12 protein-coding genes and 1 tRNA gene are annotated in these 14,178 nt (G+C 53.0%); 7 read left to right on the top strand and 6 right to left on the bottom strand.

Annotation, left to right across the window (positions count from 1 at the left end):
- Positions 1–218: 218 nt before the first annotated feature.
- Positions 219–959: a hypothetical protein gene (locus tag RJ38_RS07630; protein ID WP_039018269.1), complete on the bottom strand. Its 741-nt coding sequence runs from the start codon at positions 957–959 to the stop codon at positions 219–221.
- A gap of 114 nt (positions 960–1,073) precedes the next feature.
- Between RJ38_RS07630 and RJ38_RS07625 the strand changes: the two genes are divergently transcribed.
- Positions 1,074–1,859, top strand: a complete 786-nt coding sequence (locus tag RJ38_RS07625) for a class I SAM-dependent methyltransferase (RefSeq protein ID WP_039018304.1) — start codon at positions 1,074–1,076, stop codon at positions 1,857–1,859.
- Positions 1,860–1,989: 130 nt separating this feature from the next.
- Positions 1,990–2,607 carry a hypothetical protein gene (locus RJ38_RS18865; RefSeq protein ID WP_156121801.1) on the top strand — a complete coding sequence of 206 codons (618 nt, stop codon included), beginning with the start codon at positions 1,990–1,992 and terminating at the stop codon, positions 2,605–2,607.
- Positions 2,608–2,690: 83 nt separating this feature from the next.
- Here the strand turns inward: RJ38_RS18865 and nusB are convergent, their stop codons facing one another.
- The 4 genes from nusB to RJ38_RS07600 all read right to left on the bottom strand — a co-directional run bounded on the left by nusB (position 2,691) and on the right by RJ38_RS07600 (position 5,474).
- The gene (gene nusB, locus RJ38_RS07615; protein ID WP_039018267.1) at positions 2,691–3,194 is read right to left on the bottom strand and encodes a transcription antitermination factor NusB; all 504 of its coding nucleotides are present in this window, start codon (positions 3,192–3,194) and stop codon (positions 2,691–2,693) included.
- Positions 3,191–3,745 carry a 6,7-dimethyl-8-ribityllumazine synthase gene (locus tag RJ38_RS07610; protein ID WP_039018266.1) on the bottom strand — a complete coding sequence of 185 codons (555 nt, stop codon included), beginning with the start codon at positions 3,743–3,745 and terminating at the stop codon, positions 3,191–3,193. The genes nusB and RJ38_RS07610 overlap by 4 nt, the downstream gene beginning before the upstream one ends.
- 2 nt (positions 3,746–3,747) lie before the next feature.
- On the bottom strand, positions 3,748–4,860 hold the full coding sequence (gene ribB, locus RJ38_RS07605) for a 3,4-dihydroxy-2-butanone-4-phosphate synthase (protein WP_039018265.1): 1,113 nt from the start codon (positions 4,858–4,860) through the stop codon (positions 3,748–3,750).
- Between the two features lie 152 nt (positions 4,861–5,012).
- Positions 5,013–5,474, bottom strand: a complete 462-nt coding sequence (locus RJ38_RS07600; RefSeq protein WP_039018264.1) for an Lrp/AsnC family transcriptional regulator — start codon at positions 5,472–5,474, stop codon at positions 5,013–5,015.
- 115 nt (positions 5,475–5,589) lie between these two features.
- Here RJ38_RS07600 and RJ38_RS07595 point away from each other — a divergent pair, with 115 nt between their 5' ends.
- Positions 5,590–6,795 (top strand): methionine gamma-lyase, encoded by a 1,206-nt coding sequence (locus tag RJ38_RS07595; protein ID WP_039018263.1) that lies wholly within the window; start codon positions 5,590–5,592, stop codon positions 6,793–6,795.
- A 10-nt stretch (positions 6,796–6,805) separates the two neighbouring features.
- Complete coding sequence (locus RJ38_RS07590) at positions 6,806–9,184, top strand: 1-deoxy-D-xylulose-5-phosphate synthase N-terminal domain-containing protein (protein ID WP_039018262.1); 2,379 nt, start codon at positions 6,806–6,808, stop codon at positions 9,182–9,184.
- A 1,021-nt stretch (positions 9,185–10,205) separates the two neighbouring features.
- Here the strand turns inward: RJ38_RS07590 and RJ38_RS07585 are convergent.
- A tRNA-Leu gene (locus RJ38_RS07585) sits at positions 10,206–10,292 on the bottom strand.
- 203 nt (positions 10,293–10,495) lie between these two features.
- On the opposite strand from RJ38_RS07585, the gene lipB reads away from it, so the two are divergent.
- The 3 genes from lipB to RJ38_RS07565 all read left to right on the top strand — a co-directional run bounded on the left by lipB (position 10,496) and on the right by RJ38_RS07565 (position 13,979).
- Positions 10,496–11,155, top strand: a complete 660-nt coding sequence (gene lipB / locus RJ38_RS07580; RefSeq protein WP_052245281.1) for a lipoyl(octanoyl) transferase LipB — start codon at positions 10,496–10,498, stop codon at positions 11,153–11,155.
- Positions 11,156–11,344: 189 nt separating this feature from the next.
- Positions 11,345–11,770, top strand: a complete 426-nt coding sequence (locus RJ38_RS07570) for a c-type cytochrome (protein WP_039018260.1) — start codon at positions 11,345–11,347, stop codon at positions 11,768–11,770.
- A 154-nt stretch (positions 11,771–11,924) separates the two neighbouring features.
- Positions 11,925–13,979 (top strand): hypothetical protein, encoded by a 2,055-nt coding sequence (locus tag RJ38_RS07565; protein ID WP_039018259.1) that lies wholly within the window; start codon positions 11,925–11,927, stop codon positions 13,977–13,979.
- The last annotated feature ends 199 nt before the right edge of the window (positions 13,980–14,178 follow it).

Genomic DNA, 14,178 nt, shown 5'->3' with positions numbered 1-14,178 from the left:
TTTTCTAGTGAAGTCCGTTTCTGATCCCCTTTATTGGTCAAGCCCCTTGTTCACAGGCCCCTCACACCCTATATCTAAAGACGGCGGGTTCTGCCCTTCTCGTTAATGAGTTCTATTCCAGTGGCCTTAAGCATTTTCGAGGGAGCTGGCTCTGTGCGGACCCTGGTCCACTTACCTGGCGCCCACCTGTACATACAGGTCCTCGGGAATTAAAACACTCAAACGGCTGCGTTTGCGGGCCCGCCACTTTCTTCCTGCAAAACCTTGTTCACCTTGCGTGCGACCTCTTTGAGACGGACAGGTTCATAAAGCGACGCGCGCCAAAGGGTCTCATGTTCCCGCAACCAAAGCGCAACTTTCTTAAGGTCCTTATCCGTCAGTGGATCAAGCATAAACCCGGCCTCTCCACGTAGAAAATGCCCACACACCCAATCCGTAAGCATATCCAGCTTGTACGGATCGACAGGTGTTTCTGCGTCCAAGACATGATCCATCACGCGGCATTGAAAAACCGGACTTAAACCTTCAATCCAAAAGTCTTCATTATGAAAACAGAAACAGACATCTTCATCCCTCATCAACCAATAGGTCAGAATATCTTCGTCTATATCCCAGCTGCCATTGACGGCACTGTCGACCTTTTCCATTCCATCACAATAGGCACAGGCCGCTTGGTTTAAAGGGCGTTCAGATGAAATGCTTGCGGCGTATTTATCGTAGAATATCTCGTTATAGCGGTGGCAATCAACGCAATTCCAACTCTGACGCCACCGGTAATCCGTGCCGCTCATGGGGGGCTGAGAAATCTTTCCATCCTGATTAACACTCAGTTGACGCGCATGACGCTGCTTTGCCGCCTTTTGCGCGCTGGAATATTCCCGCTCAAACCGGAAGTTATCCAAAATCTGCGCAAACTCTTCGCGTATAATCTTTAGAATCCCCAAAACACCTTCACCCATATGGCTTTCCGCGCCCCATATTGCTCTGAACAAAACAGGGAAGGCAAGTTGCGTGGGGTCTCACTTGCTTTTGAACTTCTTGACAGTCACCCTGTCGGCAGGGAGGAATTTATCATGGCAGGCACAGGCATTCAGTATCCGGATCATTTCATCACGCGGCTGCAGGCGATTTGGGGGCGCGGGTTCCTATCCCCTGGTGGGCCAGAAGAAGTGAAGCGGATCGTGCAAGGGCTGGGCCTGACCGGAAAGGCTTTGCTGGACATTGGCTTTGGCACCGGCGGGCCCGGAGCGGTTCTGGCCGGGCTTGGGGCGCAGGTGACTGGAACAGATATCGAGGCACAGCTTCTGCCCCATGCGCAAGCAACCCGCGCTGCCTCACCACATGCGGATCAGATTACATTGATCCTGACAAAGCCAGGCCCCCTGCCCTTTGACGACAACAGCTTTGATGTCGTCTTCTCAAAAGACAGCCTGATCCATGTGCCGGACAAAGGCGCGATGTTTGACGAAATCCTACGGGTGCTGAAACCAAGCGGCATTTTCGCCGCCAGCGATTGGTTGATGGGGGCTGGGGATGGTCCCGCCCAAGTCATGGCGGACTTTAACGCGCGGGGCTATCTTGATTTTCGCATGGCGACGGCAGATCAAACAAAACATCTGCTGACCAGTTGCGGGTTTCACGACGTGACCACATTGGATCGCAACGCTTGGTACGCTGATCTGGCCGCCCGTGAGGTCAAGAAGGTCGAGGAAGATCTCTATGATGATCTTGCGGCCATTGTCGGGGAAGAAATCATGCGCGAATGGCTTTCTGTGCGGCGTCACTTGGCTGAAGCCGCACGTCTGGGCGGGCTGTGTCCAACCCATCTACGCGCCATAAAACCCGCATCGGGACTTTAAAGCGCATGCATTTTGGCCGGTGCAAAGCCTATGGCCTGCCCGGGTGATGCCGTTTCTGTATATGGTGGAATGCCGGTGATAAATGGCGGCGCCGCCCATACGGAGAATGAGACCGGGCTGGAAAGGCCCGATGAGGAAGCTTATATTCGCCCATCTGTCACATGAGCCCCGTTCCGTTGGTGTTCCCAAACCTGTCCGGCCTGGGGTGATCGATCACGGGAAATATGCCCGGCACCTGTTAAAAAATCACAAGCCTTGCGTACGCAGGCCCACTGGTCTTGCCCCCAATCATGCCCGGATGAATATAACGGTTGAGAAAAACCTGCCTCAGCCTTTAAGAAGGGCACACAGGCCTATGCCTATATTGATCATCAAAGCAAATAAGGAAATAAAGTTGAAGTTTGTTACATTGTGCACTGCCGCCTTGGCAACAGTTGCTCTGACCGCATGTCAAAGCTCCTACGGAACGACCAGCATTCAGGACAACTATAATCGCGGTGAAAACGTCATTCGCGCCCATGTTGGTGTGGGGGCATGTTTGAACTGCTTCAATGCCTACCGTGGTTGGGCCGATGAAAAGGCCTTTGCATTGTCGCCCTCAGGAAGTTTTTCATATGCAAGAGGCATGAGCTCTCAACGCGAAGCAAACCAAACGGCACTGAAAAACTGCCAAAGCCGCAACGGGGCAGCAGAAGCAAACCAGCCTTGCAAATTACTGATGTCAGGACATCATTTCGTCTGGCGCTAACTGAAATATATCAAACGGTTGAAGCCCGCAAAGGCTTCAACCTATAGGGTTCACATAAGAACCTTATATTTAAACCCTGTCTTTTAGAACGCGTCGGGTTTTGCTTCGCGGGCCATGTGATCAAGTACAGCGTTCACGAATTTAAATTCGCGGCCGTCATCGTGGAAGGCTTTGGCCACGTCAACAAATTCGGTGATCACAACTTTTGGTGGGGCTTTGCCGAAGATCAGTTCAGCGGCGGCCGCACGGAAAAGCGCACGCAAGGTTGTGTCGATCCGCCCCAAAGGCCATTTCTCGACCAAGGCGCGATCTGTCAAACGGTCAACTTCGGACTGGTTATCAACCGCATCTGCGATCAGTTTGCGAAACAGACCAGTGTCGCCTTCCGCCATATCATATTCGCCGAAGTCTTCGCCAAAGCGATGTTCTTCGAATTCACGGCGCACAGATTCAACGTTTTGGTCAGATACTTCCATCTGATACAACGCCTGCACCGCAAAGAAGCGTGAAGCAGACCGCATCTTGCGCAGCTGGTTGCCTGACGGTTCAGGCTTTTTTTCGGGTGTCTCAGATGGCGTATCGGTCATGCTTTTGCGGGTCCGTTGTTAGTGTCACCAGACGCGATGCGAAATTCTTCCGAGGCCGGTTTGAAACCGATACCTTTGGTCTGGCTGCTCCATTTGCGCGAAAGTGCGATCAAATGCAAGGCCGCAGCCGCTGCTCCACCACCTTTATTTTGATCGGCAGGGTCTGCGCGCACCTCAGCTTGGGGGCGATTTTCAACGGTCAAGATACCATTGCCAATGCAAAGCCCTTGCAAGCCAAGCATTTGCAAGGCCCGAGATGAATCATTGCAGACGGTTTCGTAATGGGTGGTTTCACCACGCACGACACAGCCCAGCGCCACATACCCATCAAAGCTTGCCTGACGTTCAGCGATCACTATCGCCGTCGGAATTTCCAACGCGCCTGGCACTTCGATCAGATCATATGTGCCACCGGATGCTTCGATTTCAGCAATCGCGCCAGCGACCATATTGTCGGCGATGTCTTTGTAATATGGCGATACAACGATCAGGATTTTGACCGGTTTATCGAATTCTGCACGCGGCATGATATAGTGAGATGGACCAGCCATGTTTATGCCTCCTCGCGGATCGGACGGGTGCCCGTGATTTCAAGATCATAGGCCTCAAGACCCAAATACGTCGTATCCGGCGAATTGGTCAAAAGTTCCAGTTTATGCAAGCCCAACTTGGACATGATCTGGGCACCAATGCCGGTTTGTTTGATGGTGCGCGGCGTGTCATCATCGTCGCCAAACGCCAGTTTCGGGCGCGGTTCACGGAACAAGACAACAAGGCCCCGCCCCTCATCTGCGATGATCTTCATCGCTTGGCCAAGTTTATTGGATGTCCCAGCCCCAATCGCCAGCACGTCTTCCACAGGGTTGATGGCATGGGCGCGGGTCAGAACCGGCGTATCAGTGGTGATGTCACCTTTGATCAAAGCAACATGTTCCGTGCCGGTCAGTTGATCGGTGAACAGGCGCATGTCCCAATCCCCACCATGTTCAGAGGTCACCACGCGCTGCGATGTTTCATCCACCAGGTTGTCATGGCGCTGACGCCAAGCGATCAGGTCAGAAATCGTGCCGATCTTCAGGTCATGTTTCGCCGCATAGGACACAAGATCCGGCAGACGTGCCATGGTGCCATCATCATTCATAATCTCACAGATCACGCCAGATGGGTTCAACCCGGCAAGACGCGACACATCCACGGCGGCCTCGGTGTGGCCAGCACGCACCAAAACGCCACCGTTGCGCGCACGCAGCGGGAAGACATGGCCCGGGGTCGCGATATCTGCAGAAGTCATATCAGGGTTGATCGCCGCAGCCACGGTCAAGGCACGATCCCCCGCAGAGATCCCCGTGGACACGCCTTCGCGGGCTTCAATCGACACGGTAAAGGCAGTTTCATGACGGGAGGAATTGTTCACAGCCATCATCGGCAAGCCCAATGTATCAACGCGATCTTCTGTCATTGGCAGACAGATCAGACCACGACCATGGGTCGCCATGAAGTTGATCGCAGCCGCATCGGCGAATTCAGATGCGATGACCAGATCCCCTTCGTTTTCACGATCTTCATGATCCACAAGGATAAACATACGTCCCTGACGCGCATCCTCAATAATGTCTTGGATCGGGCTGATTGCGGCGGTGATTTCGTCTTGTGTTGGGACAGTCATGGTCTGGCAGCTTTCGGTGTAATGATCCCAATTGGTGGGGATATCTTCAGATATACGCTGAGCATAGAAAGGGAAAGAGGATTCCCTTTGCGCTACACGCGACGAAACGGCACCACCACACCCGTGCAAACCCGGCGGCGAATGCGATGATATCAGTCGATCAGCGCTGGCAGAACGTTGGTTTTCTTAACAACGCCATACACGAAACTGCTGTCCAGTGATGCAATCCCCCCGATCGGGTGCAACTTGCGGCGTACGAATTTCTCGTAATCCGCAAGGTCAGCCACGACCACACGCAACAGGTAATCTGAGGCACCGGTCATAACATAGCATTCCATCACCTGATCCACGCGTTCGATGTCTTTCTCGAATTGCTTCACAGTTGAATCCGTGTGATCCGCAAGGCTGACGCGCACAAAAACCGTGACCCCCAACCCATAAGCTTCCGTGTCAATATCGACGCTATAGCCCTTAATTATACCGCTTTGTTCTAACATTTTCACCCGTCTTAGACAGGGCGATGGCGACAGGTTCACCTTTGCGGCCAGATCCTGATTTGTCATGCGTCCATCACGCTGAAGCGCACGGATGATCCGTTGGTCTTTACCGTCCATTTTTAGCAATTCCTTGGCAGATTATGCCAAATTATTACACTTGAATGCCAAATTTCGCAATATTTTTGTCAAATCCCCATCCTAAAGTTCTAATAACGAACAACGGAGTCATCACATGCGCAATCACCCAGGAAGCTTTTCCACCCGAGCCATCCACCATGGATATGATCCGATGGACAATGAGGGCGCATTGACCCCGCCCCTGCATCTGACATCAACCTTTGCATTCGAAACCGCAGAGGCCGGTGGCGAAATGTTTGCAGGCGAACGCGCAGGTCACATTTACTCGCGCATTTCCAACCCGACCTGTGATCTTCTGGAAAAACGCATCGCAGTTCTCGAAGGCGCGGAAGCTGGATTGGCGCTTGCCTCTGGCATGGGGGCGATTACCGCAACGATGTGGACATTGCTGGCGCCTGGGGATGAGGTCATTCTTGACAAAACCCTATACGGTTGCACCTTCTCATTCATGCAGCATGGCTTGGCCAAATTCGGCATCACCGTGACCCATGTAGACCTGACCCGTCCCGAAAACCTAACCCAAGCGATCAACGACAAAACAAAAGTCGTCTATTTTGAAACCCCCGCAAATCCCAACATGCGCTTGGTTGATATTCAGGCGATCTCTGACATTGCACATGCAAATGACGCCTATGTCGTTGTCGATAACACATATGCCACCCCCTATCTGACCCGCCCCATCGAGCACGGTGCCGACATCGTCGTGCATTCGGCCACAAAATATCTGGGCGGCCACGGTGATGTGGTTGCTGGACTTTTGGTGGGATCCGAGGAACTGGTCACAGAAATCCGCCTATACGGTATGAAAGACATGACCGGCGCTGTCATGGCGCCGTTTAACGCGATGCTTATCCTGCGTGGTCTAAAAACATTGGAACTGCGCATGGATCGTCACTGCTCAAGTGCGGCAACCGTGGCGAAGATGTTGGAACAATCCCACGGCGTTCAAAAAGTGTTTTATCCTGGCCTGGATAGCTTTGAACAAGCTGAGGTGGCCAAGCGCCAGATGTCTCAGTTCGGTGGGATGATCGCGTTTGAACTTGACGGTGGCTATGACGCGGGTTGCGCCATGATGAACCAACTTAAACTGATCACGCGCGCTGTGTCTTTGGGTGATGCCGAAACCCTTGTGCAACATCCAGCCAGCATGACCCATTCAACCTATACGCCAGAAGAACGCGCATTGCATGGCATCAGCGAAGGGCTTGTGCGCCTTTCTATTGGGCTTGAGGGGGTGGATGACGTGATACAAGATCTTGAACAGGCCCTACCCAAGCCTTCTACGCGTAAAGCCGCATAAGGATCACACCATGCATGAAGATCTGAAGGCAATCGAGCAACGTCTGCTGTGGCTGTCCCATTGGATGATCCACAACGCCAACCACATCCGCCCCAAAGTGGACGGGATCAAGATCGGTGGGCATCAGGCCTCATCCGCGTCGATGGTGTCGATCATGACCGCATTGTATTTTCATGCATTGCGCCCGGAAGATCGCGTTGCAGTCAAACCCCATGCGTCTCCGGTCTTTCATGCGATACAATACCTTATGGGAAACCAGACCCGTGAAAAAATGGAAAACTTTCGCGGGTTTGGCGGGGTTCAAAGCTACCCCTCGCGCACCAAAGACATTGATGACGTGGATTTCTCAACCGGTTCCGTTGGCCTTGGCGTGGCCATCACATCATTTGCCTCAATCGTCCAAGATTATATTCAAGCAAAGACATGGGGCGACGGCCTGAACTTGGGCCGAATGATCGCATTGGTTGGCGACGCGGAACTGGATGAGGGCAACATCTATGAGGCCTTGCAAGAAGGCTGGAAGAACGATCTGCGCAATTGTTGGTGGATTATCGATTACAACCGTCAGTCCTTAGACGGGGTTGTGCGCGAAGGCCTGTTTCAGCGTGTCGAAAAGATCTTCGACGCCTTTGGTTGGGATGTGGTGCGGGTCAAATATGGCGCATTGCAACGCGCGGCCTTTGACGAACCAGGCGGCGAGAAACTGCGCCAATGGATCGATGACTGCCCCAATCAATTGTATTCTGCCCTGACCTTCATGGGGGGCGCTGTCTGGCGTGAACGCTTGATGGATACGCTCGGGGATCAGGGCGATGTCACCGCCCTCATCGCAAAGCGCAGCGATGACGAACTGGCGGCGCTCATGGAAAATCTTGGGGGCAATTGTGTCAACACGATGGCCGATACCTTCGCCGCGATTGATCATGATCGGCCTGTTTGCTTTCTGGCCTATACGATCAAAGGCTGGGGCACGCCAATCGCTGGGCATAAGGACAATCACGGCGGTTTGATGAACAAAACCCAGATGGCCGCCTGGCAAAAACATATGGGCGTGCCTGAGGGACAGGAGTGGGATAAATTCGCAACGATCCTTGACCCCGATGCATTTGAACAAACGCTGCAAAACGCCCCGTTCTTCGCCAAAGGCACCCGCCGCTATTCGGACGATGTCATTGATGTCCCTGCGATCACGCAATCATCTGATCGTGAAATATCGACACAAATGGCCTTTGGCAAAATTCTGGATGATCTGTCCAAAGGGGACAGCCTGTTGGCCGAACGGATCGTGACCACGTCGCCGGATGTCACGGGCACGACCAATCTTGGTCCATGGGTGAATCGCCGCAAACTGTTTGCCCGCGCACATCAAGCCGATACCTTTAAGGCCGAGAATATCCCGTCCACAGCCAAATGGGAATTTGCCCCAGAAGGTCAGCATATCGAATTGGGCATCGCCGAGATGAACCTATTCTTGCTGCTCGCCGCCGCTGGCCTGTCACATTCGGTGTTTGGAAAACGTCTCATCCCGATCGGAACTGTTTATGATCCATTTGTCGCGCGGGGCCTGGATGCCCTGAACTACGCCTGTTATCAGGACGCGCGTTTTATGATTGTCGGCACACCCTCTGGTGTCACCCTGGCCCCAGAAGGCGGCGCGCATCAATCCATTAACGCACCATTGATCGGCATGGCCCAAGATGGGCTGGCGTCTTTCGAACCTGCCTTTGTGGATGAGCTGGCGGTCATCATGGAATGGGCCTTCAAACACATGCAAAAAGACGGTGAAGGTGACCCGGATGAACGCACCTGGCTGCGCGACGAAACCGGTGGTTCCGTTTATCTGCGCCTGACCACCAATCCGATTGAACAGCCCGGAAAACGCGTTGATGATGCTTTCCGCCAAGGGGCCATTGATGGGGGCTATTGGCTGCGCAAGCCCGGCCCAAATTGCGAAGTCGTGATTGCATACCAAGGGGCTGTTGGCCCCGAGGCGATCAAGGCCGCCGGTGCAATCTCGCAAGGGCGCCGCGATGTCGGTGTCTTGGCGGTGACCTCGGCTGATCGTTTAAACGCAGGTTGGACCGCCGCGCAACGTGCCAGAGCCAACGGTATACATGACGCCACGGCCCATGTTGAAACCTTGCTGGCAGATATCCCACGCCATTGCACGCTGATCACCGTGATTGACGGCCATCCCGCAACCTTGTCATGGCTTGGATCGGTCAAAGGACATCAAACCGTGTCGCATGGCGTTGAGCATTTCGGCCAAACCGGGACAATCGCAGACCTATACCGCCACTTCCGCATTGATGCAGAAGCTTTGATCCAATCGGCAAGCGAACTGTCTCTTGGCCGTAAATTTTCCCGCGCGGCACCAATCGCCGTTTAAACAGCAACCTTTGCATAAAACCACCTCCCCTTCGCACCACAGCTTCTTGTGTGAAGGGGAGTTTCCGTGGTCCGAAACTCACGTGCCACTTGGTCCTGCGGCTCTTCGAATGAAAAACGCTGAGATTTCAAGTGAAGAAAACAGAGCTCATAAAAAAGCTTCTACAGACCTGATAGGACGCCAGTGGTGAATTTGCGAACGGATCACAGATGAAGATGCCAATCACCTGATCGCCTTGAAGGACAAAAAGAGAAGCTTCCGCGCAACATTTAGGCAAAAGAGGAGCATATGCTCCTCCTCCGAATACGACTTCACCAAGTAACTGGCGCTATCAGAAATAAATTTGCATTTTCAGGGGCCTGACGCGTTGTCAGCCTTTGTACTTCGGACAAGGGTACATCTAAAAATGTGCACCCTTTCGATCTTGCAGTTACTTGCGCCAGTTGGACACGAACTTCCAAAGGGCGTTCAATGGTGGGTGTGAAGGAGAAAAAAGTCTCTACAGCGCCTTGATACGGAACGTTAGTCTGTACCATGGTTACACTCACTCCATCAATCACAGGTGTGGTGGAAGTTCCCGAAGACACGCAAGCCGTTAGCAGTGTTACCAAACAGCCAGTGACGAACGCCGGTTTAAAATTATACATATTTTCACCTTCTAAATATTCACATAAAGAACAAACAGCCGAGTGCACTACGATCACGCAACTTCGCTGACATTTCAACATCAATTATGATCTGATACGCCCATTGCATCAAGTCATTCACGCATTTGACCGGGTGACCTAGAAAGCGCTCCAACATCCAAGCAAGCCATGCCTCCGAACTTGACCGCAGCCATCAACTTGAATGCAATCACATAGTGAGAATTGAAACTCGAACTGCATACATGCGCGAATGGGTGCTTCAAAGTAGAGATATGTGAGCTGAGCTTTGTTCCAAATCATTCTAGAGTATTTAAAGAATGGAAAACAACAAACTTAAGTATGTGATTGTTTTTAGACAATATACATAAGTGAAATGGTGCGGTCGAGAGGACTCGAACCTCCACGGGTGTTACCCCACAGCGACCTCAACGCTGCGCGTCTACCAATTCCGCCACGACCGCACGTGATCAGGTAGTCTGTGCGCGCTTCATAGCGAGGCGGATGGTAGAAGGAAAGAGGAAAAACACAGAATTTCGAAAATTTGCTCGGCCCATGCAATTGCACCTGTGGTGGCATCTCTTTGCTTTCTATGCATGGTCATTCATATCTTCAGGGGGTAAAACGCAGAAACTGCATTTGGGGCATATTCACAAAGGGCGATAACATGGTGGACTGGATTATCTCTTCGGGTTTGGTGGACTACGAAACGGCATGTCGGGAAATGGAAAATCGCGTTGCCGCAATCGCAGCTGGAACCGCCGACGAAGCAATTTGGTTGCTGGAACATCCCCCGCTTTACACCGCCGGCACCTCTGCCAATGTTAAAGACCTGACCGATCCGGATCGCTTTCCGGTCTACGACAGCCCTCGCGGTGGGCAATATACTTATCATGGGCCGGGGCAGCGTGTGGCTTATGTTATGCTTGATCTGACAAAACGTGGGCGCGATGTTCGTAAATTTGTCCAACAGCTTGAAGATTGGGTCATCGCCACCCTTGCCGAATTCAATGTCAAAGGTGAACAACGCGATGGGCGCGTTGGGGTTTGGGTGCAACGTGATGACAAGCCGCTGACAATAACCGGGCAGCCGCAGGAAGATAAGATCGCCGCGATTGGCGTGCGCCTGCGCAAATGGGTTAGCTTTCACGGGATTTCGATCAATGTAGAGCCCGATCTAGAGCATTTCAGCGGCATCGTGCCTTGTGGCATCACAGAGCACGGCGTCACCAGCTTGGTTGATCTCGGTCTGCCTGTCACGATGGATGATGTCGATGTCGCTTTGAAACGTTGCTTTATGGACCTGTTTGAGACACGCGCCGATTAAGCCGTCTGCCCCGTTGGATCAGTTGCCATATCCAGGCATGCTTCCATTGGTAGTGCGGTGATTGAAGCTGACATCAATGCCAAATTCATAGCCAACCCGCAGCCCTGCGACAATTGCTCGGTAACACTTCGGCAAAAGCTGTCATATAGTGTCGATGAACGCGCATATTGTATTACTGATGAGGCAAACATGAACCGCACTATTTTCCTAACCGCCGTCCTTGCACTGGCCCCTTTTTCTGCGATGGCGGAAGGCGATGTCGAAGCTGGCGCAAAAGCCTTTAACCGCTGCAAATCCTGCCATGCCATTGCCAATGGCGATGATGTGATTGTGCGCGGCGGTCGTACAGGGCCTAATCTATATGGTGTGATGGGCAGTCCTGCGGCATCTGTTGAAGGGTTTCGCTATTCCGCCGGAATTAAAGCCGCAGCAGAAAACGGGCTTGTTTGGGATGAAGAAAACATCCTTACCTACGCCGAGCACCCGACAAACTTCCTGCGTGAGCTCAACTCAGATGACAGCCTGCGATCCCCCATGGCGCCGCAACGCTTTGGCGATGCCGGTGCTGATCTCGCCGCATTCTTGGCCAGCCACGGCGACGCCCCTGCGGAATAATTCGCACTGAAAACAACAAACGGTCTGCAGAAGTTCACGCGTTCTGGCAGGCCGTTTTTCGTTTAATTCCCATCATATGTATTTTCCATTTCTCCCAAACCACTCTGCGTGCTTTAATCAACCTAGATTAATCGTCACATATTTTCAGGCTCCGATGTTTCGAAACCTCATTCTTGCCCTGCCCTTTCTTGCAGCGACACATGCCAGCGCTGAAATCTGCAATGGTGCCTATACAGATACAGCGGCGCTTTTGGATCACACATATCAACAATACGGCACCCTATATTCCGGGGGGTTCAACAATCGCGGCGTCGGTGGCACGTTGGAAGTTTACCGGCTTTTGTCAGGGTTGCCTGACGCTGGAATGACTGGGGAACGGCCTTGGAACAGCGGGCTTGATTACGTTGATCCCGGATATCTGCGCCGACACGACACCTCAGCGGCTGATCGTATTGGCCTTGCATTGATACGCAATTTACCACGGATCAGTGACCCGCAGTTTCAGCGCGACACAGCCACCACCACAACAGATCCCGAAGTCATCCTGAACCAGGTGCTCTCCGTTGGGCCTTGGCCAGGTTGGTGGTTAACGCCGAATTCGCGTTCCTTGCCAGAGGCGCAACATACCGTGGCGCAGTTTGCCTATGACGATGGTCTGGATTGGCTTCTGTCCGTGCAGGCCGCTTCGGCCTATTCAGAAGCCTCGTGGCAATTGGCACGCTATCGCGAACCGGCCCCTATGAAACGCAACCATATGGTCTATGTGCATGGTTTGGACAGGTTCGCTGAGACCGGTGGTCTTACATGGCTCGTTGCGGCGGTTGCCAACGATTCCAGGTCGGGGTATTGGGGATCGCCCACCAAACTATCCCCCCATCATCGCGCCATCGCTGATCGCATCAGGCAGCGCATTGATGGGCTGTCTGATCTGGTCGAGGACTGTCGTGCAAGTGACGCGCAATATGCAGCTTTCGCAATTGCGCAACTGGAACGGCTGCGCGTTTTTTCGGGGTATTCAGGAAAGGCTGAACTGCTGGCATCTTTGCAAAAACTTCCCAATGTGATGCGTGACATCGCGGCGATCAGGCTGGCCAAAAGCCACGTCGCTTATACCGATGATTACAGCTCGCCCTGGAAACGCATAAGCCTGTCCGAGATCGAAAGTTTGGCTGTCGGTACATCACTTGAACAGTATTACAATCCCGTTGAGAACGCCTTTCAAAGCTGGATGAATGTTGGCCGCAGTCTGCGCACGCATTCCCTGCAAGAATTGATAGACCTCAACACTGGCGTTATTCTGCATTCATCCACCCGCATTCTGCTGAACCTTTTGTCCGCCCAGGACTTGATCACATTCGCGAGGTCACGCGATGGATTTCCATCAGACGAACGTATGCTGTTCACACGCGGGTTCTTACGCCTCTATGCGTTAGGTCGAGACAATGAAGCCGCAGTATTGATACCGGAATTGGCCAAGATTTGGCCCCAACACGCGGATGACATCATGGAAATCTGGCAAGGTTCTGGGTCGCAGGCTTGGAGATTGACCCAGATCGCTGGCAGCCTGCCCATGGCCGAACTTGGCATGGAAATAGGGCTGGCACGCTGGTCTGGGTCAATGGGTTGGTATGTGCAAAGCGGCGCTCAAGACAGCACCACCCCATTTTCCATGCAGAACTGGGCGCAGCGACGTGAAACACCGGACCTGCCCCGCAATATTCGATCTGCTGCGGTTGCGGAACGGCTGTTGGACAATTGGCTGAAAGCCGTGCCCGCATCCCCCTATGGCCCACAAGACCGCGCCAAAAACAGAAATATTGAATTCACCTACCCCCATGATCCGGTTTTCCCACAGACCGTTGATTGGACCTATTCTGACAGTGGCGGGCTGGTTGATTATATCGCTTGGGAAGAACTGGCACAGCTTGGCCCTGAAACAGGTCTTGCCAATCGCATCGGCCGTGAGATCATTCAAAGGGTGCGCCGGGAAACCTCTAACCCGATAAAACGCCTCTGGGCGGATGAGGATGCCTTGGCAGGGCAATTGCGCGATGTGATTTTCCAAGCGAGATATATGGAGACCGGAAAAATGAATGGCGAACCATTGGGCCAGGTGGCCTTTCGCCTGCTTCACAACCGTTTTGGTGACACGGACGCCGCCCGGCAAACACCCTATTGGTTTGTCTGCCAGGACCGTTGTGTGCGCTAGCTCAGTTCAGATATCAGGCGGTCAAATTCAGCTTTCCATCCTTCTCGGTCGATCTTGATCTCGGGCCTTAAGGGGCCATGCATAAAGAACCCTCCCGCCAGAACTGCTCTCTTGCAGGAATCACTCTGCCCGGTGGCTTGGGCGAGACAGGCCTTGGCCACGGCCAGAAACTGCATCCCCAATGTCATTTCAAGGCCCA

Source organism: Halocynthiibacter namhaensis (assembly GCF_000812685.1).
Classification (GTDB): domain Bacteria; phylum Pseudomonadota; class Alphaproteobacteria; order Rhodobacterales; family Rhodobacteraceae; genus Halocynthiibacter; species Halocynthiibacter namhaensis.
Note: the sequence above shows the minus strand (reverse complement) of the source record. Positions and strands in the feature narration are given on the sequence as shown.

Bases quoted from the DNA above. Each gene is read 5' to 3' on its own strand.
- RJ38_RS07630 (WP_039018269.1), bottom strand. From the start codon at position 959: ATGGGTGAAGGTGTTTTGGGGATTCTAAAGATTATACGCGAAGAGTTT.
- RJ38_RS07625 (WP_039018304.1), top strand. From the start codon at position 1,074: ATGGCAGGCACAGGCATTCAGTATCCGGATCATTTCATCACGCGGCTG.
- RJ38_RS18865 (WP_156121801.1), top strand. From the start codon at position 1,990: ATGAGGAAGCTTATATTCGCCCATCTGTCACATGAGCCCCGTTCCGTT.
- nusB (WP_039018267.1), bottom strand. From the start codon at position 3,194: ATGACCGATACGCCATCTGAGACACCCGAAAAAAAGCCTGAACCGTCA.
- RJ38_RS07610 (WP_039018266.1), bottom strand. From the start codon at position 3,745: ATGGCTGGTCCATCTCACTATATCATGCCGCGTGCAGAATTCGATAAA.
- ribB (WP_039018265.1), bottom strand. From the start codon at position 4,860: ATGACTGTCCCAACACAAGACGAAATCACCGCCGCAATCAGCCCGATC.
- RJ38_RS07600 (WP_039018264.1), bottom strand. From the start codon at position 5,474: ATGGACGGTAAAGACCAACGGATCATCCGTGCGCTTCAGCGTGATGGA.
- RJ38_RS07595 (WP_039018263.1), top strand. From the start codon at position 5,590: ATGCGCAATCACCCAGGAAGCTTTTCCACCCGAGCCATCCACCATGGA.
- RJ38_RS07590 (WP_039018262.1), top strand. From the start codon at position 6,806: ATGCATGAAGATCTGAAGGCAATCGAGCAACGTCTGCTGTGGCTGTCC.
- lipB (WP_052245281.1), top strand. From the start codon at position 10,496: ATGGTGGACTGGATTATCTCTTCGGGTTTGGTGGACTACGAAACGGCA.
- RJ38_RS07570 (WP_039018260.1), top strand. From the start codon at position 11,345: ATGAACCGCACTATTTTCCTAACCGCCGTCCTTGCACTGGCCCCTTTT.
- RJ38_RS07565 (WP_039018259.1), top strand. From the start codon at position 11,925: ATGTTTCGAAACCTCATTCTTGCCCTGCCCTTTCTTGCAGCGACACAT.